At 63.7% G+C, this 23,705-nt stretch carries 20 protein-coding genes; 4 read left to right on the top strand and 16 right to left on the bottom strand.

Annotated features, from left to right (window positions below; genetic code table 11):
* Window positions 1-49: 49 nt before the first annotated feature.
* From ACPZMI_RS07825 to ACPZMI_RS07815, 3 genes are all read right to left on the bottom strand, one after another.
* On the bottom strand, window positions 50-1,294 hold the full coding sequence (locus ACPZMI_RS07825; protein WP_426351996.1) for an MFS transporter: 1,245 nt from the start codon (window positions 1,292-1,294) through the stop codon (window positions 50-52).
* A 125-nt stretch (window positions 1,295-1,419) separates the two neighbouring features.
* Window positions 1,420-2,262 (bottom strand): mechanosensitive ion channel family protein, encoded by an 843-nt coding sequence (locus tag ACPZMI_RS07820; RefSeq protein ID WP_426351995.1) that lies wholly within the window; start codon window positions 2,260-2,262, stop codon window positions 1,420-1,422.
* A gap of 113 nt (window positions 2,263-2,375) precedes the next feature.
* Window positions 2,376-2,861: a YajQ family cyclic di-GMP-binding protein gene (locus tag ACPZMI_RS07815; protein ID WP_054894023.1), complete on the bottom strand. Its 486-nt coding sequence runs from the start codon at window positions 2,859-2,861 to the stop codon at window positions 2,376-2,378.
* Window positions 2,862-2,962: 101 nt separating this feature from the next.
* On the opposite strand from ACPZMI_RS07815, the gene ACPZMI_RS07810 reads away from it, so the two are divergent.
* From ACPZMI_RS07810 to ACPZMI_RS07800, 3 genes are read left to right on the top strand one after another with little or no spacing between them, the layout of a single operon-like run.
* Complete coding sequence (locus tag ACPZMI_RS07810) at window positions 2,963-3,880, top strand: putative 2-dehydropantoate 2-reductase (RefSeq protein WP_426351994.1); 918 nt, start codon at window positions 2,963-2,965, stop codon at window positions 3,878-3,880.
* A gap of 36 nt (window positions 3,881-3,916) precedes the next feature.
* Window positions 3,917-5,947 (top strand): ATP-binding protein, encoded by a 2,031-nt coding sequence (locus ACPZMI_RS07805; protein WP_288374662.1) that lies wholly within the window; start codon window positions 3,917-3,919, stop codon window positions 5,945-5,947.
* Window position 5,948: 1 nt separating this feature from the next.
* Window positions 5,949-6,515 (top strand): cob(I)yrinic acid a,c-diamide adenosyltransferase, encoded by a 567-nt coding sequence (locus ACPZMI_RS07800; RefSeq protein ID WP_426351993.1) that lies wholly within the window; start codon window positions 5,949-5,951, stop codon window positions 6,513-6,515.
* 32 nt (window positions 6,516-6,547) lie between these two features.
* On the opposite strand, the gene ACPZMI_RS07795 is transcribed toward ACPZMI_RS07800, so the two are convergent.
* The 4 genes from ACPZMI_RS07795 to secA all read right to left on the bottom strand — a co-directional run bounded on the left by ACPZMI_RS07795 (window position 6,548) and on the right by secA (window position 12,343).
* Window positions 6,548-7,492 (bottom strand): Nudix family hydrolase, encoded by a 945-nt coding sequence (locus tag ACPZMI_RS07795; protein WP_186710313.1) that lies wholly within the window; start codon window positions 7,490-7,492, stop codon window positions 6,548-6,550.
* Complete coding sequence (locus ACPZMI_RS07790; RefSeq protein WP_186668028.1) at window positions 7,489-8,121, bottom strand: glutathione S-transferase family protein; 633 nt, start codon at window positions 8,119-8,121, stop codon at window positions 7,489-7,491. Before ACPZMI_RS07790 ends, ACPZMI_RS07795 begins: the two co-directional genes overlap by 4 nt.
* Window positions 8,122-8,226: 105 nt before the next feature.
* Window positions 8,227-9,444, bottom strand: a complete 1,218-nt coding sequence (gene argJ, locus ACPZMI_RS07785) for a bifunctional glutamate N-acetyltransferase/amino-acid acetyltransferase ArgJ (protein ID WP_186668030.1) — start codon at window positions 9,442-9,444, stop codon at window positions 8,227-8,229.
* A 163-nt stretch (window positions 9,445-9,607) separates the two neighbouring features.
* A complete protein-coding gene (gene secA / locus ACPZMI_RS07780) occupies window positions 9,608-12,343 on the bottom strand; it encodes a preprotein translocase subunit SecA (protein ID WP_186710312.1) in 2,736 nt (911 codons plus the stop codon).
* A 349-nt stretch (window positions 12,344-12,692) separates the two neighbouring features.
* Here secA and ACPZMI_RS07775 point away from each other — a divergent pair, with 349 nt between their 5' ends.
* Window positions 12,693-13,148 (top strand): DUF721 domain-containing protein, encoded by a 456-nt coding sequence (locus tag ACPZMI_RS07775; protein ID WP_426351992.1) that lies wholly within the window; start codon window positions 12,693-12,695, stop codon window positions 13,146-13,148.
* Window positions 13,149-13,254: 106 nt separating this feature from the next.
* Here the strand turns inward: ACPZMI_RS07775 and lpxC are convergent, their stop codons facing one another.
* The 9 genes from lpxC to murD form a co-directional block, all read right to left on the bottom strand.
* The gene (gene lpxC, locus ACPZMI_RS07770) at window positions 13,255-14,166 is read right to left on the bottom strand and encodes a UDP-3-O-acyl-N-acetylglucosamine deacetylase (protein ID WP_054894014.1); all 912 of its coding nucleotides are present in this window, start codon (window positions 14,164-14,166) and stop codon (window positions 13,255-13,257) included.
* Between the two features lie 112 nt (window positions 14,167-14,278).
* Window positions 14,279-15,475 (bottom strand): cell division protein FtsZ, encoded by a 1,197-nt coding sequence (gene ftsZ / locus ACPZMI_RS07765; protein ID WP_426351991.1) that lies wholly within the window; start codon window positions 15,473-15,475, stop codon window positions 14,279-14,281.
* Between the two features lie 55 nt (window positions 15,476-15,530).
* Entirely contained in the window at window positions 15,531-16,787 is a 1,257-nt protein-coding gene (ftsA, locus tag ACPZMI_RS07760) for a cell division protein FtsA (protein ID WP_054894012.1), read from the bottom strand.
* Between the two features lie 14 nt (window positions 16,788-16,801).
* Window positions 16,802-17,671, bottom strand: a complete 870-nt coding sequence (locus ACPZMI_RS07755; RefSeq protein ID WP_186668035.1) for a cell division protein FtsQ/DivIB — start codon at window positions 17,669-17,671, stop codon at window positions 16,802-16,804.
* Between the two features lie 5 nt (window positions 17,672-17,676).
* A complete protein-coding gene (locus ACPZMI_RS07750; RefSeq protein WP_186668037.1) occupies window positions 17,677-18,633 on the bottom strand; it encodes a D-alanine--D-alanine ligase in 957 nt (318 codons plus the stop codon).
* Complete coding sequence (gene murC, locus ACPZMI_RS07745; protein WP_054894009.1) at window positions 18,630-20,084, bottom strand: UDP-N-acetylmuramate--L-alanine ligase; 1,455 nt, start codon at window positions 20,082-20,084, stop codon at window positions 18,630-18,632. Before murC ends, ACPZMI_RS07750 begins: the two co-directional genes overlap by 4 nt.
* Window positions 20,077-21,156, bottom strand: a complete 1,080-nt coding sequence (gene murG, locus ACPZMI_RS07740; protein WP_426351990.1) for an undecaprenyldiphospho-muramoylpentapeptide beta-N-acetylglucosaminyltransferase — start codon at window positions 21,154-21,156, stop codon at window positions 20,077-20,079. The genes murC and murG overlap by 8 nt, the downstream gene beginning before the upstream one ends.
* On the bottom strand, window positions 21,146-22,360 hold the full coding sequence (gene ftsW, locus ACPZMI_RS07735) for a putative lipid II flippase FtsW (RefSeq protein ID WP_189657504.1): 1,215 nt from the start codon (window positions 22,358-22,360) through the stop codon (window positions 21,146-21,148). Before ftsW ends, murG begins: the two co-directional genes overlap by 11 nt.
* Window positions 22,357-23,703 carry a UDP-N-acetylmuramoyl-L-alanine--D-glutamate ligase gene (gene murD, locus ACPZMI_RS07730; protein WP_426351989.1) on the bottom strand — a complete coding sequence of 449 codons (1,347 nt, stop codon included), beginning with the start codon at window positions 23,701-23,703 and terminating at the stop codon, window positions 22,357-22,359. The genes ftsW and murD overlap by 4 nt, the downstream gene beginning before the upstream one ends.
* Window positions 23,704-23,705 lie beyond the last annotated feature (2 nt).

The raw sequence follows: 23,705 nt of genomic DNA, 5'->3' as shown, positions 1-23,705 counted from the left end.
CGGTTCGGCGCCCCGACTTGCCCGCGAAAAGGACGACGCCGTTTCAAGCCTACTGAACGACAGCCCCTTCCCCAGGCCGACCGCCCACCACTAACCACAACGGCCATAGCGCCAGCGCCCCGGCAATCCCTGCGCCCAAGGCAAAATGCAACAGGCTCGCCCCTGCGCCCAACATCGCCAACACCGCGCCACCCAGCCCCAACAAAGCGATGGTGATCATCCCCAGCATCGCCGACACCAACCCCTTGCTCTGCTCGCTGGAGAACAGCGTCATGCGGTACAGCACCGCGTTGGCCACACCCAGGCCCAGTGCGTAGAGCGACATCCCGGCAACCACGCTGGTCACGGTCGGATACAGCCAGGTCACCAGCACCATCAGGCACAACCCGGCCAGATACGGCCACAGGGCACCGCGCACCAGCGCGGGCAGCGGATAACGATCCGCAATGCGGTTGATGATCAGGTTGCCGAGGATCAGCCCGCCGAACACCGGCAGCTGCCACAGCGCGTATTCCAGGGTGCTCAGCCCCTCGTCATGGATCAGCAGGACCGGCGACAGGCCAATCCAGCCGATCAGCGGCAAGCCCACCAAACCCAACGCCGCGCTGCCAGCCACAAAACGACGGTTGCCCAGCAGCTGCGCGTAACCGGCCAGCAAGGGCAACAGGTGAATGGGCGTGAAGGCCAGGCGCGAGCCATCACGGCGCTCGACCCCGAGGGTTTCAGGCATCAGGCGATACAGCAGCCCCCAGCACAGCACCGCGCCCACTGCGAAGGCGACGAACAGCCAGCGCCAGTCGAGCCACTGCAGCATCAACGTCCCCACCAGCGGCCCGAGCAACGGCGAAAGCAACGCAATGTTGGCCAGCAGCGCCATCATGCGCACCGCATCGGCCTCGCTGAACGCCTCGTTGAGCGCCGGATAGCTCACCGTCACCACGAAGCCCAGGCCAATGCCCTGCAGCAGGCGCAGCAGATTGAAAAGGCCGATGTCATGCACCCAGAAGGTCGCAAGGCATGCCACACCAAAGAAGGCGCAGCCGGTCAGCAGCAGTGGACGGCGGCCATAGCGGTCGGCCAGCGGGCCGATCAGCCACTGCAGCACTACGCCACCGAGCAGGTAGAGGTTCAGGGCATGGGGAATGAATTCAGGGCTGGCCCTGAGATCGTCGACCACCACCGGCATGGCAGGCATGACGGCATCGCTGGCCAGGTAGGTCAGCAGTTCGAACAGGGCGAGGGTCAGACCAAACAACAGGGCCCGCAGAGGGGTGATATACAACAATGGTTTCATGATGGCGTTTCGGGTGCAGACAGGAGGGGTCAGGCTATATGCCAGAGATCGTCGGCTTTGGCTGTGAACAAGTGTAAGGCGTAAAAAACAAGGGCCCCTGTAGGGGCCCTGTTTTGCAGTGCAGGTTACTGCGCGGCAGTCTCCTGCACCACGCGAATCACCCGCTGCGGGAAGGGAATGTCGATCCCCTCGGCCTTCAGGCGATCCCGCGCCTGCTCATTGAGCATGAACATCACGTCCCAGTAGTCGGCAGTCTTGGTCCACAGGCGCAGCGACACGGTGATCGAACTGTCACCAAGCGTTGCAACCACCGCCTGAGGCGCTGGGTCGGGCAGCACCCGAGGATCCTGCGCCAGCTCCAGCAGCACGTTGCGCGCCTTCTGCAGGTCGGCCTCGTAGTCCACGCCCACGTCGAACACGACCTTGCGCGTCGGCTGGCGGTTGGTGTTGACGATGATGCCGTTGGACAAGGTGCCGTTAGGCAGAATGACCGTCTTGTTATCACCGCTACGCAGCACGGTATGGAAGATCTGGATGCTGTCGACGGTGCCGCTCACACCCTGGGCCTCGATCCAGTCGCCGATGCGGAACGGGCGGAACAGCAGGATCAGCACGCCACCGGCAAAGTTTGCCAGGCTGCCCTGCAAGGCCAGGCCGATGGCCAGCACGGCACCACCCATGGCCGCGACGAACGAGGTGGTTTCGATGCCGATCATCGACGCCACGCTGATCGCCAGCATCACCTTGAGCACGATGTTGGATAGCGTGCGGATGAAACCCTGCAACGCCGGGTCAGCTACCCGCAAGCCGACGAGCCCGGCCAATCGATCACTGATCTTGTTGGTGATCCACCAGCCGATCGCCAGGGTCAGCAGCGCCAGCAACAAACGACTGCCGTACGCCATGATCAAGGGAATCCAAGTCTCGGACTGGCGTACCAGTTGATCGACTTCAGCGTTCAAATCCATGTTCATCTCCTGATGTCGAACGACACGTGCACAGTAAAGCAGACCGCCGGACATTCAGCGGTCGCAGGAAGCGATGGACATTGGTGTGCCATCAAGGTTCCTGCCCCGCAGAATCAGTCGCGGAAGTTGTTGAACTGCAGCGGCATGTCAAATTCCTTGGCGCGCAGGGCCGCGATGGCTTCCTGCAGGTCATCGCGCTTCTTGCCGGTGACCCGCACCTGTTCGCCCTGAATGGCGGCCTGGACCTTGAGCTTGGCATCCTTGATGTGGGCGACGATCTTCTTCGCCAGCTCCTTGTCGATGCCCTCGCGGAACTTGGCTTCCTGTTTCATTTCCTTGCCGGAAGCATAGGGATCCTTGGTTTCCAGGCACTTGACGTCGATCTTGCGCTTGACCAGCGCCAGGCGCAGGATTTCGATCATCGCCTCGAGCTGGAATTCGGCTTCGGCAGTGAGCATCACGGTCTGCTCCTTGTCCTTGAACTCGAAGCTGCCCTTGCCCTTGAGGTCGTAGCGGCGATCGAGCTCCTTGATGGCGTTTTCGACCGCGTTCTGCACTTCGTGCTTGTCCAGTTCCGATACCACGTCGAACGAAGGCATGGTTGTTCTCCATAAAATAAAAGCGCGCTCGGCTTGAAGATGGAGCGCGTCGGGTTTGATGGTTAAAATGCGGGCTCATTATAACGGGTTGCGAAACGCAGATGAGCAGCACCTGGCATATTCTCGGCGCCGGCAGCCTCGGCAGCCTCTGGGCCTGTCGCCTGGCACGGGCGGGCAAGGCCGTGCGCCTGGTGCTGCGCGACGAACAGCGCCTGTCAGATTATGAAGCCGAAGGCGGCCTGACCCTGATCGAACAGCACCAGGCAACGCAATTCGCCATCCCGGCACAGACCTGCGAGGGCGAAGGCCCCATCCACCGCCTGCTGGTGGCGTGCAAGGCCTACGACGCCGGGCCTGCCGTCGCGCGCCTGGCGCCGCGGCTGGCCGAAGGTGCTGAGCTGATCCTGCTGCAGAACGGCCTCGGCAGCCAGGATGAAGTGGCCGAGCAGGCTCCCCACGCCCGCTGTATCTTCGCCTCCAGCACCGAAGGAGCGTTTCGCGAGCGCGACTGGCAGGTGCGGTTCGCCGGCCAGGGCTTCAACTGGCTGGGCGATCCGGGCAATCCTGGCGTCCCCGAATGGTTCGGCGATCTGAGCGAGGCCGGCATCCCGGCCGAGTGGTCGTTGGACATACTCACCCGCCTGTGGCGCAAGCTTGCACTCAATTGCGCGATCAACCCGCTGACGGTGCTTTACGACTGCCAGAATGGCGGGCTGCTTGGTCACCTGCTTGAAGTCGACGAACTGTGCCTGGAACTGAGCACCCTGCTGCGCAGTGCCGGGCAAGCGCAAGCGGCCGAAAACCTGGCCGATGACGTCCAACGGGTGATCGTGGCGACCGCGGCCAACTACTCTTCGATGTACCAGGACGTGCGCGCAGGCCGACGTACCGAGCTGCACTACCTGCTTGGCCATGCCTGCGACGTTGCCGCCCGGCATGGCCTGGCGACACCTGGCCTGGAACACCTGCGCCAACGCCTGGTCGATAACCTGCAGGCACGCAACCTGCCCAGCGACTGACGCTGCCCACCCACCGACACGGACATCACCTCGCCCATGACCCTGCGCCAACGCCTGGAAAACCTCCCGGTCGGGCAAAAACTGCTGGCCGCCCTGCTGGTGCTGCTGGTCACCATCCTGCTGGTGGCCAACCTGGCCTTCATCAGCGCCGCCTACTGGATCACCCAGGAAAGCATGGCTCCCCAGGCGCTGCAGACCATCGGCCGATTGGTCGCCAATCCACAGCTTTCCGCGCGCGCCAGCGACACCCCGGAAACCGCCAGTGCCTTGCTCAAGGAGCTCGACAGCTATTCGCCGCTGCGCGCCGCCGCCGTGTATGCCAGTGACGGGCGCCTGCTGGCCCAACTGCAACATGGCCAGCCACTGAGCATGCCCAAGCGCTTCCGCAACATCGACGGCTGGCGCCTCACCGAGTTTCGCAGCACCCAGCTGATCGCCCTGCCCCGTCCAGGCAGCCCGCCCGCGCACCTGCTGCTGGTGGCCAGCAGCGAATTGCCGGTTGCGTTCTATACCGGCACCCTGTCTGCCAGCCTGGCGATCCTGGTGTTCAGCATTCTGCTGTGGCTGATCATCGCCCGGCAGATCAAGCGCCTGATCACCCAGCCGATCAACCGCCTCGAGGAGCTCTCGCGCCAGGTGACCCGCGAGGAGAGCTACGCCCTGCGTGCGCAACGTGGCAACGACGACGAAATCGGCAGCCTTGCCGAGGCGTTCAACACCATGCTGTCGCGTATCGAAGCGCGCGAAGACCAGCTCAAGCGTGCCCGCGACGAGTTCCAGTCGGCCTTCGACCAGGCCCAGGGCCTGGCCGAGGAGACCCGCCACACCAACCGCAAGCTGGAGCTGGAAGTCCAGGTACGCAGCAAGATCGAGAAAAAGCTGACAGGCTTCCAGAATTACCTGAACAGCATCATCGACTCCATGCCTTCGGCACTCATCGCCCTCGACGAGCAGCTCTACGTCACGCAATGGAACCAGGAAGCCACCGTACTTTCCGGAACGCCGCTGGACGAGGCGCTGAACCAACCCATCTTCATCGCTTTCGAGCCACTCAAGCCATTCCTGCCACAGCTCAAGGAGACGGTGGAAAAACACCGGGTAGCGAAGGTCGAGCGGGTCACTTGGCCCAAGGACGACGAGCCACGCCACTACGCGCTCACGTTCTACCCGCTGACCGGCGGCGGCGGGCGCGGGGTGGTGATCCGCATCGACGACATCACCCAGCGCCTGTCGCTGGAAGAAATGATGGTGCAGTCGGAAAAGATGCTTTCGGTCGGCGGGCTGGCGGCAGGCATGGCCCACGAGATCAACAACCCGCTGGGGGCGATCCTGCACAACGTGCAGAACATTCGTCGACGCCTGTCGCCGGAACTACCGCGCAATCAGGAACAGGCCGAGGAACTGGGCATCGACCTGGCCAGCATCAACCGCTACCTGGACAGCCGCGAAGTGCCGCAACTGCTCGACGGCATCCAGCAAGCCGGCGCGCGGGCCGCGAAGATCGTCACCCACATGCTCAGTTTCAGCCGCCGCAGCAACCGCCAACTGGCGCCTTGCAACCTGCCCGCCTTGATCGACCAGGCGGTGGAAATCGCCGGCAACGACTTCGACCTGACGGAGGGCTTCGACTTCAAGGGCCAGGCCATCGTCCGCCAGTTCGACCCCGAACTCGGCCCCGTGCCCTGCACCGCCAACGAGCTGGAACAAGTGCTGCTCAACCTGCTGAAGAACGCGGCCCAGGCCATTCATCAGCGCCCGGCACCCAGCGAACCCGGTCGCATCACCCTGCGCACTCGCCTCAATCCGCCGTGGGCCGAAATCCAGGTGGAAGACAACGGCATCGGCATGCCCGAATCGGTGCGCAAGCGCACCTTCGAGCCGTTCTTCACCACCAAGGAGATTGGCCAGGGCACCGGCCTGGGCCTTTCGGTCTCGTACTTCATCATCACCAACAACCACAAAGGGCAGATGGAGGTGCATTCCACCCCAGGCCAGGGCACCTGCTTCACCCTGCGCCTGCCCTTGAGCCCGCTGGGGGCCATGCCCTCGGCCAAGACGGAGGCATGACATGGGCTATCGCCTGTCGAAGATCTACACCCGCACCGGCGACAAGGGCGAGACCGGCCTTGGCGACGGTCGCCGCGTCCCCAAGGATCATCCGCGCATCGAAGCCATCGGCGAGGTGGACATGCTCAACAGCCAGTTGGGCGTGCTGCTCGCGGGGCTGGCCGAGCACGGCCTGGATGAACTGAGCGAGGTGCTGGCGCCTTGTCAGCATCGTCTGTTCGACCTCGGCGGCGAGCTGGCGATGCCCAGCTACCAGGCGCTGGACCAGGCGGAAGTACAACGCCTGGAAGCGGTCATCGATAGGTGGAACGAGGAGCTAGGGCCGCTGAAAAATTTCATTCTGCCCAGCGGCTCGGCACTGGTGGCCCAGGCCCATGTGTGCCGCGCCCAGGCGCGGGGGGCGGAGCGGCGCTGCCAGCAGTTGAATGCCATCGAACCGCTTGAAGGGGTGGGGTTGGCCTACATCAACCGGCTGTCGGACCTGCTGTTTGTCGCATCGCGGATCATCGGGCGACGCCAGGGGATAGCCGAGGTGCTGTGGCAGCCTGCCGAGAAACCGCAGGGCTGAAATAATCGGGGCCGCAAAGCGGCCCCAGATATTCAGACTTCGGGCCAGAACGCCCGAATCCCTGCAACACCTTGCGCGCCAGCCTCCCAGGCACGCTCACGCTCACCCGGCCCGACCCCGCCCAGCAGGAACACCGGCTGGTTGAAGCCTGCGATCAACCGCTGCGCCTCCTCCCAGCCCATCGGCGTGGCCTCGGGGTGGGTCTGGGTCGGCTGCACTGGCGACAGGGTGACAAAATCCACGCCCATCTGCCGTGCCAGCTCCAGTTCCTCGGCGCCATGGCAGGACGCCGCCAGCCAGCGATTCTGCGGAAACGGTCGCCCCTTGGCAGCGTACTTGCGCAATTGCGCCGCCGTCAGGTGCCAACCCGCGGACGGGAAGTCACCCAGCCACTCCAGTGGCCCCTTGAGCATCAGCAGGGCCTTGCCCGCACAGAGGCCGACCGCATCCACCGCCACATCGCGGTACTTGGGGTCGTACATGTCTGGCGCACGCAACTGGATCAGCCTGATACCCGAGGCCACTGCCTGCTGGATGCCCCGCAGCAACACGGGGGTATCGAGCCCATCCGGGGTGATCAGGTACTGGTCCGGCAGGCGCGTAGCCGCCACGATCGGTTTGTTGGCCTCGGGAAACGCATACTGCTCCAGATCTCGCGGCGCAACCCACGCCAATGGCTGGCCCTCGGCGCCGTGGGGCTCGCCGCTGAAGGCCGACACCTCACGCACGTCCAGCAGCACCTGCTTGTCCGGGTAGTCATGGCTGACCTTGATCAGCGGCCGAGAGGCGCTGACGGCGATACCCAACTCCTCGTGCAGCTCACGGGCCAGCGCGGCCTCGACGCCCTCCCCCTCCTCCACCTTGCCGCCGGGGAACTCCCACAGGCCTCCCTGGTGCTGGGTGTCGGCGCGACGTGCGATCAGGATGCGCCCGTCGGCGCCGCGAATGACCGCTGCAACTACATGAATCCGCTTCACCCTTTACGCTCCAGCAGGCCCGCCTTCTGCCAAGCCTGGAAGGCTTGCCAGTTGTAGATCGTTTCGATGTAGGCCGCGGCATCCGCAGGCACTTGCACACGATAGGTACGCAAACGCACTGCCACCGGGGCGAAGAAGGCATCGGCCAGTGTGGGTCGTCCGAACAGGAACGGGCCGCCGTCCTTGGCCATCAGACGGCACTCCGCCCACAAGGCGACGATGCGATCGATATCGACCTGCACTTCGAGCGGCACACTGTCCAGGGCCTGGTCGCGCGACAGATCGAACGGCATCGCACCACGCAAGGCGAAGAAACCGCTGTGCATCTGCGCACAAGCCGATCGCGCCTGGGCACGCGCAGCGACATCCGCCGGCCACAGCTGCGCCTCGGGATGCTGTTCGTTGAGGTATTCGGCGATGGCCAGGGAGTCGGCGATCACACCGTGCTCGGTCTTGAGCAGCGGCACCTTGCCGGTGGCCGAGAATTCGAGGAGGCGCTTGCGAGTATCGGGCTGGTTGAGCTTGATCAGTGTCTCGTCATAACCGACGCCTGCCAGCTCCAGGGCCAGGGCACCGCGCAGCGACCAGGAGGAATACAGCTTGTCGCCGATGATCAGGTGATAGCTCATGGTTCGGCTCCGTTAAATCTTGGGATTCGGGGCTGCTGCGCAGCCCATCGCGGCACAAGGCCGCTCCCACAGGCCTGCGAGCGTGTGGGAGCGGCCTTGGGTGGGTCAGGTACGGTACTCAGCGTTGATCTTTACGTACTCGTGGGACAGGTCGGTGGTCCAGATGGTTTCGCTGCACTGGCCGCGACCCAGCTCGATACGGATGGTGATCTCTTCCTGGGCCATCACCGCAGAGCCTTGCTCTTCGGTGTAGCTCGGGCTGCGACCGCCCTTGCTGGCGATGCACACGCTGTCCAGGTACACATCGATCAGGCTGACGTCCAGCTCCGGCACGCCTGCACGGCCGACAGCGGCCAGGATGCGGCCCCAGTTGGGATCGGAGGCGAACAGCGCAGTCTTGATCAGCGGCGAATGAGCGACGGCATAGCCGACGTCCAGGCATTCCTGGTGATTACCACCACCGTTGACCTGCACGGTGACGAACTTGGTCGCGCCTTCGCCGTCACGGACGATAGCCTGGGCCACTTCCATGCACACCTCGAACACGGCCTTCTTCAGCGCCTCGAACAGCGCGCCGCTCGCTTCGGTCACCTCCGGCAGGTTGGCCTTGCCGGTGGCGATCAGCATGCAGCAGTCGTTGGTCGAAGTGTCGCCGTCGATGGTGATGCGGTTGAACGACTTGTTGGCGCCGTCGAGCATCAGGTCCTTGAGCACAGCCGGGGCGACCTTGGCGTCGGTGGCGATGTAGCCGAGCATGGTGGCCATGTTCGGACGGATCATGCCCGCACCCTTGCTGATACCGGTGACGGTGACGGTGACGCCGTCGTGCTGGAACTGGCGGCTGGCACCCTTGGGCAGGGTGTCGGTGGTCATGATGCCAGTAGCGGCTTCGGCCCAGTGGTTTTCCGAAAGGTTGTCCAACGCAGCCTGCAGCGCACCTTCGATCTTCTCGACCGGCAGCGGCTCGCCGATCACGCCGGTTGAGAATGGCAGCACGGACTCGGCAGGCACGCCCGTCAGCTCGGCCAGCTTGGCGCAGGTGCGCTCGGCGGCGGCCAGGCCCGGCGCACCGGTACCAGCGTTGGCATTACCGGTGTTGGTCAGCAGGTAGCGCACGGTCCCCTGCACGCGCTGCTTGGAGAGGATCACGGGAGCGGCGCAGAAGGCGTTGAGGGTGAACACGCCAGCAACGCTGGAGCCTTCGGCGCAGCGCATCACCACCACGTCCTTGCGCCCAGGGCGCTTGATGCCCGCCGAAGCGATGCCGAGTTCGAAACCGGGAACCGGGTGCAGGGTAGGCAGGGGACCGAGACCGACAGCCATTGAAGCGCTCCTAGAAAATGAATGGTTTGCGAAAAGCGGGGCCGCTTTGCGCCCCATCGCGGCACAAGGCCGCTCCTACAGGTTCTGTGCGATGCCTGCAGGAGCGGCCTTGTGCCGCGATGGGCCGTCAAGCGGCCCTGTAGATGTCAGGTGACGGATCGAATCACTCGATCTGACCATGGCAATGCTTGAATTTCTTGCCCGAACCACACCAGCACGGCTCGTTGCGGCCCAGCTTCTGTTCGTTGCGAACCGGCGCAGAGGCAACGGCCACATCGGCGCCCTCCTCGCTCAGTTGCTCGCCTTCCAGACCTGGAGCAGCGGCGTGCTGGAACTGCATGCGGCTGGCCAGCGCCTCGGCCTCGCGGCGCAGGCGGGCTTCTTCTTCGGCAGGGTCTTCGCGGCGGACCTGGACGTGCGACAGCACACGGATGGTGTCGCGCTTGATCGACTCCAGCAGCTCCTGGAACAGGGTGAACGACTCGCGCTTGTACTCCTGCTTCGGGTTCTTCTGGGCGTAGCCGCGCAGGTGGATACCGTGACGCAGGTGGTCCATGGTCGACAGGTGGTCTTTCCACAGGTCGTCCACCACGCGCAGCAGAATCTGCTTCTCGAAGGTGCGCAGGGCGTCGATGCCGGCCTGGTCTTCCTTCTCGGTGTAGGCGGTGGTGATCTCGTTCAGCAGCTTCTCGCGCAGGGTTTCCTCGTAGAGGTGATCGTCCTCGTCGAGCCACTGCTGGATCGGCAGCTTCATGGCAAAGTCGCTGGACAGCGAAGCCTCAAGACCGGCCACGTCCCACTGCTCGGGCAGCGACTGCGGCGGAATGTGCTGGCTGATGGTGGCGTCGAGCACTTCCTTGCGGAACTCGGCGATGGTGTCGCCGATGTTCTCGGCAGCCAGCAGGCTGTTGCGCATGTGGTAGATCACCTTGCGCTGCTCGTTGGCCACGTCGTCGTATTCGAGCAGCTGCTTGCGGATGTCGAAGTTGCGACCTTCGACCTTGCGCTGCGCCTTTTCGATGGCGTTGGTGACCATGCGGTGCTCGATGGCCTCGCCGGATTGCATGCCCAGCGCCTTCATGAAGTTCTTCACCCGGTCGGAGGCGAAGATACGCATCAGGCTGTCTTCCAGCGACAGGTAGAAACGGCTCGAACCGGCATCGCCCTGACGGCCGGCACGACCGCGCAACTGGTTGTCGATGCGACGCGACTCGTGACGCTCGGAGGCGATCACGTGCAGGCCACCGGCTTCCAGAACCTGCTGGTGGCGCTTCTGCCAGTCGGCCTTGATCTGCGCGATCTGCTCGCTGGTCGGGTTCTCCAGTGCGGCGACTTCGGCTTCCCAGTTACCGCCCAGCAGGATGTCGGTACCACGACCGGCCATGTTGGTGGCGATGGTCAGGGCGCCCGGCGCACCGGCCTGGGCGATGATCTCGGCTTCCTTTTCGTGATACTTGGCGTTCAGGACCTTGTGGTCGATGCCTTCCTTCTGCAGAAGGTTGGACATGTGCTCGGAGGTCTCGATGGTCGCGGTACCCACCAGGACAGGACGGCCCTGGGCCATGCTTTCCTTGATGTCGGCGATGATCGCTGCGTACTTCTCGTCGGCGGTGAGGTAGACCAGGTCGTTGAAGTCTTTCCGAGCCAGCGGCTTGTTCGGCGGAATGACCATCACGTTGAGGCTGTAGATCTGGGCGAACTCGAACGCTTCGGTGTCGGCGGTACCGGTCATGCCGGACAGCTTGGTGTAGAGACGGAAGTAGTTCTGGAAGGTGGTCGAGGCCAGGGTCTGGCTTTCGGCCTGGATGTTCAGGTTTTCCTTAGCCTCGATGGCCTGGTGCAGGCCCTCGGACAGGCGACGGCCTGGCATGGTGCGGCCGGTATGCTCGTCGATCAGCAGGATCTGACCGTCCTGGACGATGTACTCGACGTTGCGGTGGAACAGCTTGTGCGCACGCAGGCCCGCGTAGACATGGGTGAGCAGGCCCAGGTTGTGGGCCGAGTAGAGGCTCTCGCCTTCGGCCAGCAGGCCGGACTGGGTGAGCATCTCTTCGATGAACTGGTGACCTGCCTCGTTGAGCTCGACCTGGCGGCTCTTCTCGTCGATGGTGAAGTGACCCTCTTGAGTCACCTGGCCTTCGACTTCTTCGATGTGCTGCTTCAGGCGCGGGATCAGGCGATTGATCTCGATGTACAGCTTGGAGCTGTCTTCGGCCTGGCCCGAGATGATCAGCGGGGTACGCGCTTCGTCGATGAGGATGGAGTCGACTTCGTCGATCACGGCGAAGTTCAGCTCACGCTGGAACTTCTCGTCCTGGCTGAACGCCATGTTGTCGCGCAGGTAGTCGAAACCGAATTCGTTGTTGGTGCCGTAGGTGATGTCGGCAGCATAGGCGGCGCGCTTTTCCTCCGGCGGCTGGAAGGCCGAGACGATGCCCACCTTGAGGCCGAGGAATTCGTAAAGCGGACGCATCCAGTTGGCGTCACGGCGAGCCAGGTAGTCGTTGACCGTGACCACGTGCACGCCCTTGCCGGACAGCGCGTTCAGGTATACCGCCAGAGTACCGACCAAGGTCTTGCCTTCACCGGTACGCATTTCTGCGATCATGCCCTCGTGCAGGGTCATGCCGCCTATGAGCTGGACATCGAAGTGGCGCATGCCCATGACACGCTTGCCGGCCTCACGGGCCACGGCGAAGGCTTCGGGCAACAGCTGGTCGAGGGTTTCGCCTTTGGCCAGGCGCTCTTTGAACTCTGCGGTCTTGCCACGCAGTTGCTCGTCGGAGAGGGCCACCATCTTCTCTTCGAAGGCATTGACGGTGCTGACCGTCTTGAGCATGCGCTTGATTTCACGCTCGTTCTTGCTTCCAAAAAGTTTTTTTAACAAAGGCGCAAACATATCGGCAGGATCTTCCACACTTAGGGATGGAGGGCGGCCCCGTGAGTCGCCCGTGCAGCCCTTGGGCCGCATGCGAACGAGCATTCTACCCGGAAACGTTGGTGAGGAAAGTGGTGGATTTCCACGATGCTGGCACAGCGCTTTTAACGGGGCTTCTCTAACATAGGGACATTTTCACCAAGTTCAAGGCAGCCAGACATGAAACGTGTTGGGCCGCCTCGCGCGCAGGCCTGCGCGCGCACGCGCTGCACCGTCCTCAGCAGCGGGCTGCCGGCAAAGCGTCCGGCACAGGCAACGACCCTGGTGGCATCTGTTAGACTGCCAATCTTGTAACCTCATGCGTACTCAGATGGCCTACAAACCCCCTTCCGCCCAGCCACCCGCCGCCTTGCTGCGCCAGGCCAGGCCGCTGCGCCTGCTGCTCAACCAGGCCGAGCGCCTCGAGCATCTGCAGCGTTTGCTGGAAAGCCAGTTGCAGCCCGCTGCCCGGGCACACTGTCATGTGGCCTCCTGGCGCGATGGCTGTTTGCTCCTGGTGGTGACCGACGGCCATTGGGCCACCCGTCTGCGCTACCAGCAGAAGCGCCTGCTGACCACGCTGCGAGCCATGGACGCCTTCGCCAACCTGCAGCGCATCAGATTCCAGGTGCAACCACCCGTCAGCGCCCCCGCCCGCCCGACACAGACCACCGAGTTGTCGCAACAGGCGGCACAAAGCCTGCGCGAGACAGCGCAAGGCATTGGTGACGAAAAACTGCGGGCCGCGCTGGAGCGGCTTGCTGCACACGCCCACGACAAGACCTGAAGTTCCCGGCGCTATTTCCGAAAGTGCCAAACACTGCTCTGCCATGGGCGCGCCAATAAAAAAGGCCACCCGAAGGTGGCCTCAATGAACTAGAGAGTGTTCGAACTTACACGGCCGCAACAGGGCGCATGTAGGAGATCGGTGCCGTACTGGCATCTTCGAAAGTGACCACTTCCCAGGCGTCCGTTTCTGCGATCAGCTTGCGCAGCAGCTGGTTGTTCAGCGCGTGTCCGGACTTGTAGCCCTTGAACTCGCCGATCAGGCTGTTGCCCAGCAGATAGAGGTCGCCGATGGCGTCGAGGATCTTGTGCTTGACGAATTCGTCATCGGAGCGAAGTCCGTCTTCGTTGAGCACACCGGTCTCGTCGACCACGATGGCGTTCTCGACACTGCCGCCCAACGCAAGGTTGTGCTTGCGCAGGTACTCGATGTCACGCATGAAACCGAAGGTGCGTGCTCGGCTGACTTCCTTCACGAACGACGTGCTGGAGAAATCAACCACTGCACTCTGGGTCTGGCCCTTGAGGACCGGATGATCGAAGTCGATCTCGAAGCTCACCTTGAACCCGTCGAAAGGCAGGAAGGTGGCGCGCTTGTCGCCCTCCTCCACGCTCACTTCGCGCAGGATGCGGATGAACTTTTTCGCGGCGTCCTGTTCTTCCAGGCCGGCGGACTGAATCAGGAATACAAAGGGTCCGGCGCTGCCATCCATGATCGGCACTTCCGAGGCGGAGAGCTCGACGTAGGCGTTATCGATGCCCAGGCCCGCCATGGCGGAGAGCAGGTGCTCTACCGTATCGACCTTGACGTCACCGTTGACCAGCGTCGTCGACATGGTTGTCTCGCCGACGTTGGCCGCACGCGCCGGGATTTCGACCACAGGGTCGAGGTCGGCGCGGCGGAAAACGATGCCGGTATCCACGGGTGCTGGCTTGAGAGTCAGGTAGACCTTCTCTCCGGAATGCAGGCCGACACCTGTGGCACGAATGGTATTCTTCAGGGTGCGTTGTCTAATCATGGCATTGGCCGCTTTAGCGCTAATTGCGAATTGGTATCAACAAAGGCTGAGAATGATAGCAGACCCGGCCTTTGCTGAACACCAATCACCCTTATACCCCTGATAAATTCCATCAATCGGCCTGGCGACGCAGGAAGGCCGGGATGTCAAGGTAGTCCAGATCGTCCTGTGGGTTGAGTTTAGCCGCGGCCGCAGCGCCGGCATGCGCCTGGTTGCGCATCACGGTCGGACGCTCCAGGTCACGGTAGTTCACCGCCGACTGCTCCTGGCGAACCGGGGCCGAATTGGAGGACTCGTACACCTGCTGTGCGGTCTGCAGGGTATTGTCGACGACCTTGACCGGCTTCTCGATGCGCGCACCCAGGCCAGTGGCAACCACGGTGACGTGCAGCTCGTCGCGCATGTCAGGATCGATCACGGTGCCGACCTTGACCATTGCGTGGTCGGAGGCGAAGGCCTCGATGATGCTACCCACATCGGAGTACTCACCGAGCGACAGGTCAGGACCTGCGGTGATGTTCACCAGGATACCGCGGGCACCCTGCAGGTTGACGTCTTCGAGCAGCGGGTTGCGAATCGCCGCCTCGGTGGCTTCGCGAGCACGGTTCGGACCGCTGGCGCAGCCAGTGCCCATCATCGCCATGCCCATCTCGCCCATCACGGTGCGTACGTCGGCGAAGTCGACGTTGATCATGCCCGGACGCTTGATGATGTCGGAGATACCGCGCACGGCGCCAGCCAGCACGTCGTCGGCCTTGGCGAAGGCAGACAGCAGGCTTGCATCCTTGCCCAGGATGGTCAGCAGCTTCTCGTTGGGGATGGTGATCAGCGAGTCGACGCTTTCAGCCAGCATGCGGATGCCTTCGTCGGCGATCTGCATGCGCTTGCGACCCTCGAACGGGAACGGACGGGTCACCACCGCAACGGTGAGGATGCCCATTTCCTTGGCCACTTCGGCGATGATCGGCGCAGCACCGGTACCGGTACCGCCGCCCATGCCGGTGGTGATGAACACCATGTTGGTGCCTTGCAGCACTTCGGCGATGCGCTCACGGTCTTCCAGCGCGGCCTGACGACCGACTTCCGGATTGGCACCGGCACCCAGGCCCTTGGTCACACCGGTCCCCAGTTGCAGGATGGTGCGTGCGCCAATGTTCTTCAGCGCCTGGGCATCGGTGTTGGCGCAGATGAATTCCACACCTTCGATGCTGCTTTTGACCATGTGGTTGACGGCGTTGCCACCACCACCACCGACACCGATCACTTTGATGACCGGGCTTTGCGGGACGTTGTCTACGAGCTCGAACATTTTCCCTCTCCTTACAGTTCTCTAGTTTTTGCGCCTACCACTACTGCTTTGAAACTTAGAAGTTGCCTTGGACCCAGCGCTTGAAGCGCTCAAGCACCGGGGCCTTAGGTTCATCGCCATAGCTGTTGCTGCTGCTGTTGCCGGTCAGGGGCAGGTCCTCGGTCTGCTTTTGCAGGCCGTAGGTGAGCAGTCCCACGCCGGTTGAATAGATCGGGTTGCGCACCACGTCGCTCAGCCCCCGAACGCTGTGCGGCACGCCGAGGCGTACCGGCATGTGGAAGATTTCTTCGGCCAGTTCCACGGCGCCTTCCATCTTCGAAGTACCGCCGGTAAGGACGATGCCGGCCGGCACCAGGTCCTCGTAGCCGCTGCGACGCAACTCGGCCTGGATCAGGGTGAAGAGTTCGTCGTAACGCGGCTCGACCACTTCTGCCAGGGCCTGGCGCGACAGTTCGCGCGGCGGACGATCGCCGACACTCGGCACCTTGATGGTCTCGCCGGCACCGGCCAGCTTGGCCAGGGCGCAGGCGTAGCGGATCTTGATTTCCTCGGCGTACTGCGTGGGCGTGCGCAGGGCCATGGCGATGTCGTTGGTGACCTGGTCGCCAGCAATCGGGATCACCGCGGTGTGGCGGATCGCGCCTTCGGTGAAGATGGCGATGTCGGTGGTGCCGCCGCCGATATCCACCAGGCACACGCCCAGTTCTTTCTCGTCATCGGTCAACACCGAGTAAGCCGAGGCCAGTTGTTCGAGAATGATGTCGTCAATCTCGAGGCCGCAGCGGCGCACGCACTTCTCGATGTTCTGGGCGGCGTTGACCGCGCAGGTGACCACATGGACTTTCGCCTCCAGACGCACGCCAGACATGCCCAGTGGCTCGCGCACGCCTTCCTGGTTGTCGATCACGTAGTCCTGCGGCAGTGTGTGCAGCACGCGCTGGTCGGCCGGGATGGCCACGGCCTGGGCGGCGTCGAGCACGCGCTCGAGGTCGGCGACGCTGACCTCACGGTCGCGGATGGCGACGATGCCATGGGAGTTCAGGCTGCGAATATGGTTGCCGGCAACACCGACGAACGCCGAGTGGATACGGCAGCCGGCCATCAGCTGCGCTTCTTCCACCGCGCGCTGGATCGACTGCACGGTCGACTCGATATTCACCACCACGCCTTTCTTCAGGCCGCGGGAGGGATGCGTCCCGATCCCGACGATCTCCAGGGTGCCGTCCGCCGCCACTTCGCCCACCAGCGCCACCACCTTGGAGGTGCCAATGTCCAGCCCGACGATCATTTTGCCGCTATGCGCGTTTGCCATGGTCCTGCCTCTCTCTAATTCTTCGCAACGGCGGGTTGGGCCGTCGTCGGTGCATTCGGTTCCCGCCAGCCAACCGCTAATCCGTTGGCGTATCGCAGATCGATGCGGGCGATGTTGGTGATCTGCTCTTTGAGTGTCTTGTCGTAAATGGCAATGAACCGGCGCATCTTCTCCACCAGATGATCGCGCCCCAACAGCAGCTCGACGCCAGGACCGGCGCTACCCGCGCCAGTGGTCAGGAACCAGCTGCCTCGCTCGCGCAGCTCCAGGCGAGCGATGGAGAAGCCCATGGGGCGCAGCATCTGGCTCAATACCTGATACTGCTGCATGACTTGTTGCTGAGCGCGCTGCGGCCCGAACAGCTGCGGCAAATGCTCATAGTTGGCCAGCTCGCGCGGGGTGAACGCCTGGCCCTGGTTGTTGAGCAAGGCCTCATCGCCCCAGCGCGCGACCGGCAGTTGTTCCTCGAGGCGGATCACCACCTCGTCCGGCCATACCCGACGCACTTCGGCATGGGCGATCCATGGCATCTGCTCGAGCTCCGCACGCATCGCCGGCAGGTCGACACTGAAGAAGCTCGCGGCGACATAAGGCGCGATACGCTGCTGCACCGCCTGCTGGCTGATGTAGCTCAGATCACCCTGCACGGCGATCTTGGTGATCGGCCGGTCGGCGTAAGGCATCAAGCGGATCGCGCCTTCATAGGCACCGAAGCCGGCAGCGACCAGCAGCACCGGCCACAGCAGGCGTTTCAACCCACCGAAACTGGGTCGTGGCAGGCGCGCCGATACGGGCTCGTCGGCCACCAGTCGGCTGGCACCACGTGGCACCGGCTTGCTACGGCCGGTAACGGGTTGCTGCTGACGTATCATCGCGCCTTGCATGGCTCTTAACCTCGCGTCGCTACGCTTTCGGCCAGGATCGCCAGCACCAGTTGCTGGAAGTCCAGACCGGCCGCGCGGGCCGCCATGGGCACCAGGCTATGATCGGTCATGCCAGGTGCGGTGTTGACTTCGAGCAGCCAGAACCGGCCCTGCTCGTCCTGCATTACATCCAGACGGCCCCAGCCCTCGATGCCGATGGCATCGCAGGCGCGTGCAGTCAGGTCCATCAGTTCCTGTTCCTTGCCGGCGTCCAGGCCGCAGGGAATGCGGTACTGGGTGTCGTTGGCGATGTACTTGGCGTCGTAGTCGTAGAACACGTGCGGCGTACCCAGTGCGATCGGTGGCAGCACCTGCCCGCGCAGCACCGCAATGGTGAACTCCGGGCCATGGATCCACTGCTCGACCAGCACCTGCGAGTCGTAGCGGGCGGCGTCCTGCCAGGCGGCAACAAGCTCTTCGACACTGTTCACCTTGGCCATGCCGATGCTGGAACCTTCATGGGCCGGTTTGACGATCAGCGGGAAGCCCAGTTCCTTGCCAGCCTCGACACAGTCGCTTTCGCTGGCCAGCACGGCGTGACGCGGGGTCGGGATACCCAGGCTCTGCCACACCTGCTTGGTGCGCAGCTTGTCCATGGCCAGTGCCGAGGCAAGGATGCCGCTGCCGGTGTAGGGAATGCCCAGGCACTCGAGCAAGCCTTGCATGCTGCCGTCTTCACCACCGCGGCCGTGAAGAATGATGAAGGCACGGTCGATCTTCTCGCTTTGCAGGCGCGCGAGCAGATCGTCGCCCACATCAATGGCAACCACATCCACACCGGCCGAGGTCAGCGCCTCGATCACCGCCGCACCCGACTTGAGCGAAACCTCGCGCTCGGCGCTCTTGCCGCCATAGAGCACGGCGACGCGGCCGAAGGCCTTGACGTCGAGCGTGGAGTGCAGTTTGTCGTAGGCGGTACTCACAGCGGTTTCTCCTGCTTGGCGACAGCGCCAGCGAACAGCGGGCTTTTCATCAGTTGCGGGGCCAGGCCACCCACATCGCCGGCACCCTGGCAGATCAGGATGTCACCGGCGCGCAGCAGCGGCTTGACCAGTGGCGCAAGCTCAGCGCCACGTTCGATGTAGATCGGGTCCAGCTTGCCGCGCTGGCGGATGCTGTGGCACAGCTGGCGGCTGTCGGCGCCGGGGATCGGCTCCTCGCCGGCCGGATAGACTTCCATCAGCAGCAGCACGTTGGCATCACCCAGCACCTGCACGAAGTCGTCGTAAAGATCGCGGGTGCGGCTGTAGCGGTGCGGCTGGTAGACGATGACCAGGCGCCGGCTCGGCCAACCACCGCGCACGGCCTTGATCACCGCCGCCACTTCGGTGGGGTGATGGCCATAGTCGTCGACCAGCATCACGCTGCCGCCTTCGACTGGCAGCTCGCCATACACCTGGAAGCGTCGCCCCACACCCTGGAAGCCCGACAGCCCCTGGATGATGGCATCGTCACTGATGCCCTCGTCGGTGGCGATGGCGATGGTGGCCAGGGCGTTGAGCACGTTGTGGTTGCCCGGCATGTTCACCGACACTTCCAGCGGCTCGCAGTCGCGACGCAGCACGGTGAAATGCGTCTGCATGCCCTGCTGGCGCACATTGATGGCGCGGATGTCGGCCTCTTCGCTGAAGCCGTAGGTGACGGTGGGGCGCTTGACCTGAGGCAGGATCTCGCGCACGACCGGATCGTCCAGGCACATCACGGCCAGACCGTAGAACGGCAGGTTGTGCAGGAACTCGACGAAGGTCTTCTTCAGCTTGTTGAAGTCACCTTCGTAGGTTGCCATGTGGTCGGCGTCGATATTGGTGACGACGGCGACCATCGGCTGCAGGTGCAGGAAGCTGGCATCGCTTTCATCGGCTTCGGCGATCAGGTAGCGGCTGGTACCGAGCTGGGCGTTGGTGCCAGCGGCGGTCAGACGGCCACCGATGACGAAGGTCGGATCCAGGCCGCCGGCAGCGAACACCGAGGCCAGCAGGCTGGTGGTGGTGGTCTTGCCGTGGGTACCGGCGACGGCGATGCCGTGGCGGTAGCGCATCAGCTCGGCCAGCATTTCGGCACGCGGCACCACCGGGATACGGCGCTCGAGCGCCGTGGCAACTTCAGGGTTGGCCGGATTGATTGCGCTGGAAACCACCAGTACATCGGCGGTGGCAGCGTTCTCGGCACGGTGACCCACGAAAATTTCGGCGCCGAACGACTCCAGGCGCTGGGTGACCGGCGAGGCCTTGAGGTCGGAACCGGACACTTCGTAGCCCAGGTTCAGCAGCACTTCGGCGATACCGCACATGCCCACGCCGCCGATACCGACGAAGTGAATGCGACGAATGCGGCCCATCTTGGGCTGCGGCATGGCTTTCTGGCTTTCAACCATGGGCCACCTCCAGGCAGATATCGACCACGGTGCTGGTTGCAGCAGGCTTGGCCAGGCGACGTGCATTGCCGGCCATGGTGTTGAGTTTCTCGGGTTGCATCAGCACCTCGTTCAGGCGTTCAGCGAGCTGCGCTGCGCCAGTTGTCGCTTGTGGCATCAGGAAGGCAGCACCTTCGCGAGCCAGATATTGGGCGTTGTGGGTCTGGTGATCGTCGATCGCGTGGGGCAAGGGCACCAGCATCGAGGGCAGGCCCGCCGCCGCGAGTTCGCTGACGGTCAGGGCGCCGGCCCGGCACACCACCATGTCGGCCCAGCCATAAGCGTGGGCCATGTCTTTGATGAAAGGCTCTACCTGAGCCTCGATCCCGGCCTCGCGATAACGCTCGGCGGTGATCGACGCATGTTGCTTGCCAGCCTGGTGGAACACCTCTGGACGCAGGTCTGCAGTCACTTCGGACAGGGCCTTAGGCAGCAATTTGTTCAATGGTTCCGCACCGAGGCTGCCGCCGAGCACCAGAAGGCGCGCACGACGCTCGGCAAGTGCCGCACGGGGCGCTTCCAGGAACAGTTCCGGGCGCACCGGGTTACCGGTAGTCCGACGTTTTTCGCTGGCAGCGAAGGTGTCGGGGAAAGCTTCGCAGACTCGTGCGGCCAGTGGCACCAGCAGCCGATTGGCGGTACCCGCGCGGGCATTCTGTTCGTGAATCACCAGCGGCACACCGCACAGCCGCGCGGCAACACCGCCAGGACCTGTGACATAGCCGCCAAAGCCCAGCACGCACACCGGCTTGAGCTCACGAATGATGCGCCGCGCCTGCAGCACGGCCTTGACCAGGGTGAACGGCGCCTTGAGCAGCGACAGCTTGCCCTTGCCACGCAGCCCGCTGACCTGGATCAGGTGCAGCGGCAAGCCGGCCTGGGGCACCAGTTCGTTCTCGATGCCCCGTGGCGTACCTAGCCAATGCACGCTGTAGCCGCGCGCCTGGAATTCGCGGGCGCAGGCCAGGGCCGGGAACACATGCCCCCCGGTGCCACCGGCCATGATCAGTACGTTCTTGCCATCAGCGGCCATGACTGGTCTCCTCGGCAAAATCGCTCTCTTTGAACTCGTGTTCCTCGCTGCCCAGGTGCGTTCGACTCTCCCACTCGATACGCAGCAACAGCCCCACACAGGCGCAGCAGATCACCAGCGAGCTGCCCCCGTAGCTGAGGAATGGCAGCGTCAGCCCCTTGGTCGGCAGCAGGCCCACGTTCACACCAATGTTGATCAGGAACTGGCCGATCCACAGGAAGGCCAGGCCGAAGGCCATGTAGGCGGCGAAGAACTGCTTGGCCTTCTCGGCCCACAGGCCGATGTACAAGGCACGGATGGTGACGAACACGAACAGCGCCACGGTGCACAGCGAGCCAACCACGCCAAGCTCTTCGGCCAGCACCGAGAACACGAAGTCGGTGTGCGCCTCGGGCAGATAGAACTGTTTCTGTACGCTGTTGCCCAGGCCGACGCCCAGCCACTCGCCACGACCGAAGGCAATCAGTGCCTGGGTCAGCTGGTAGCCCGAACCGAACTGGTCGGACCAGGGGTCGGTGAAGGTGATCAAGCGCGCCATCCGGTAGGGTTGCGCCTGAACCAGAATGAACACCGCGACCACCGCCAGCACCACCATCAGCGAGAAGCGGAACAGCCCCACCCCACCGAGGAACAGCATGGCTGCCGCAGCGCCCATCATCACCACGGTGGCGCCGAAGTCAGGCTCCATCAGCAGCAGGCCGGCCATGGGCAGCAAAACGATGAACGGCTTGAAGAAGCCCATCCAGCTCTCACGCACCTCGGTCTGACGACGCACCAGGTAACCTGCGAGGTAGATGACCACGAAGACCTTGGCGATTTCCGACGGCTGGACGTTGAAGAAGCTGAAACCAATCCAGCGCATCGAACCGTTCACCTCCCGGCCGATGCCTGGTACCAGCACCAGCACCAGCAGGCCGAAGGCGCCAATCAGCATGAGGAAGCCCATGCGCTGCCAGGTGGCGATCGGCACCATCATGGTCAGGCCGCAGGCACCCAGCCCCAGGGCGACGTACACCAGGTGGCGGATCATGTGGTAAAGCGGGTTGCCCGACTGCACCGCGGCGACTTCCGAGGAGGCCGAGGTGATCATCACCAGGCCCAGGCCAAGCAGGGCCAGGCAGCCCGCCAGCAGCGGGAAGTCCAGGTCGATGCCACGACCGCTGATCAGCGGCGAGGGATAGGGCTTGAGGATACCGAAGATCATGCCAGCCCCTCCGCCGCCTGGGCGAACAGCCGCCCGCGCTCTTCAAAATTCTTGAACATGTCGAGGCTGGCGCAGGCCGGCGACAGCAGCACCGCGTCACCTGGCTGGGCGAGCTCGGCGCAGCGCTGCACGGCTTCGTCCAGGGTCTTGACCCGCACCAGCGGCACGCTGTCGCCGAAGGTCTCGGCCAGGCGCTCGGCGTCACGCCCCAGCAGCACCACGGCGCGGCAATGCTTGCCCACCGGCTCGCGCAGAGCAGAGAAGTCCGCCCCCTTGCCGTCACCGCCGGCGATCAGGACCAGCTTGCCATCGATATCGGCGCCCAGGCCCTCGATGGCGGCCAGTGCCGCACCGACGTTGGTGGCCTTGGAATCGTCGTACCAGTTCACGCCATTACGCTCGCGGATCCACTGGCAGCGATGGACAAGGCCCTTGAACTCGCGCAGGGCTTCGAGCATCGGCTCGAACGGCAGACCGGCGGCATGGCCCAGGGCCAGGGCGGCCAGGGCATTGCTCTGGTTGTGCGCACCGCGGATCTTCAGATCGCGCACGGGCATCAGGGTGTGGAACTCGAATGCCAGGTGTTTCTCGCCCGCAGCATCACGTAGGCCGAAGGCCTTGAAGTCGGGGGTGTTGAGGCCGAAGGTCCAGCATGGAATGCCCTCGACCGGCAGCGGCCGGCTCAGGGCATCCTGACGGTTCACCACCACTTGGCGCGCACCCCGGAAGATGCGGTGCTTGGCCAGGTGATAGGCCGGCAGGCCACTGTAGCGATCCATGTGGTCTTCGCTGATATTCAGTACGGTCGCCACTTCGGCGTTGAGCTGGTCGGTGGTCTCCAGCTGGAAGCTCGACAGCTCCATCACATACAACTCGACTGCATCGTCGAGCAGGTCCAGCGCCGGCGTACCGAGGTTGCCACCGACAGCGACGCGCTTGCCGGCCTTGGCAGCCATCTCGCCGACCAGGGTGGTCACGGTGCTCTTGGCGTTGGAGCCGCTGATCGCGATGATCGGCGCCTTGGCATGGCGGGCGAACAGTTCGATATCACCGGAGAGCTTCACGCCTCGCGCGGCGGCTTGCTGCAACGCCGGGGTGGCCAGTGCCAGGCCGGGGCTGACGTAAAGCTCGTTGGCGCGGCACAGGAAGTCCACATCCAGTTCACCACAGCGCACTTCCACCTGCGGGTATTCACGGCGCAGGGTGTCCAGTTCCGGCGGTTGCTCGCGGGTATCGGCGACCGCAAAGGCGATGCCCCGGTTCGCCAGGAAGCGAACCAGGGACATGCCGCTCTTGCCGAGGCCGACAACGATGCGGAATTGGTCGGAAGCGATCAGTGACACGC

The sequence above is a fragment of the Pseudomonas wayambapalatensis genome, assembly GCF_049942315.1.
GTDB lineage: Bacteria > Pseudomonadota > Gammaproteobacteria > Pseudomonadales > Pseudomonadaceae > Aquipseudomonas > Aquipseudomonas wayambapalatensis.
This window is presented reverse-complemented; position numbering and strand designations above follow the sequence as displayed.

Excerpts from the sequence above, each read along its gene's own strand:
- ACPZMI_RS07815 (WP_054894023.1), bottom strand. The coding sequence starts at position 2,861 with ATGCCTTCGTTCGACGTGGTATCGGAACTGGACAAGCACGAAGTGCAG.
- argJ (WP_186668030.1), bottom strand. The coding sequence starts at position 9,444 with ATGGCTGTCGGTCTCGGTCCCCTGCCTACCCTGCACCCGGTTCCCGGT.
- ACPZMI_RS07820 (WP_426351995.1), bottom strand. The coding sequence starts at position 2,262 with ATGGATTTGAACGCTGAAGTCGATCAACTGGTACGCCAGTCCGAGACT.
- ACPZMI_RS07755 (WP_186668035.1), bottom strand. The coding sequence starts at position 17,671 with ATGCAAGGCGCGATGATACGTCAGCAGCAACCCGTTACCGGCCGTAGC.
- ACPZMI_RS07805 (WP_288374662.1), top strand. The coding sequence starts at position 3,917 with ATGACCCTGCGCCAACGCCTGGAAAACCTCCCGGTCGGGCAAAAACTG.
- ftsW (WP_189657504.1), bottom strand. The coding sequence starts at position 22,360 with ATGATCTTCGGTATCCTCAAGCCCTATCCCTCGCCGCTGATCAGCGGT.
- murG (WP_426351990.1), bottom strand. The coding sequence starts at position 21,156 with ATGGCCGCTGATGGCAAGAACGTACTGATCATGGCCGGTGGCACCGGG.
- lpxC (WP_054894014.1), bottom strand. The coding sequence starts at position 14,166 with ATGATTAGACAACGCACCCTGAAGAATACCATTCGTGCCACAGGTGTC.
- secA (WP_186710312.1), bottom strand. The coding sequence starts at position 12,343 with ATGTTTGCGCCTTTGTTAAAAAAACTTTTTGGAAGCAAGAACGAGCGT.
- ACPZMI_RS07825 (WP_426351996.1), bottom strand. The coding sequence starts at position 1,294 with ATGAAACCATTGTTGTATATCACCCCTCTGCGGGCCCTGTTGTTTGGT.
- ACPZMI_RS07810 (WP_426351994.1), top strand. The coding sequence starts at position 2,963 with ATGAGCAGCACCTGGCATATTCTCGGCGCCGGCAGCCTCGGCAGCCTC.
- ftsA (WP_054894012.1), bottom strand. The coding sequence starts at position 16,787 with ATGGCAAACGCGCATAGCGGCAAAATGATCGTCGGGCTGGACATTGGC.
- ftsZ (WP_426351991.1), bottom strand. The coding sequence starts at position 15,475 with ATGTTCGAGCTCGTAGACAACGTCCCGCAAAGCCCGGTCATCAAAGTG.
- ACPZMI_RS07790 (WP_186668028.1), bottom strand. The coding sequence starts at position 8,121 with ATGAGCTATCACCTGATCATCGGCGACAAGCTGTATTCCTCCTGGTCG.
- ACPZMI_RS07775 (WP_426351992.1), top strand. The coding sequence starts at position 12,693 with ATGGCCTACAAACCCCCTTCCGCCCAGCCACCCGCCGCCTTGCTGCGC.
- murC (WP_054894009.1), bottom strand. The coding sequence starts at position 20,084 with ATGGTTGAAAGCCAGAAAGCCATGCCGCAGCCCAAGATGGGCCGCATT.
- ACPZMI_RS07800 (WP_426351993.1), top strand. The coding sequence starts at position 5,949 with ATGGGCTATCGCCTGTCGAAGATCTACACCCGCACCGGCGACAAGGGC.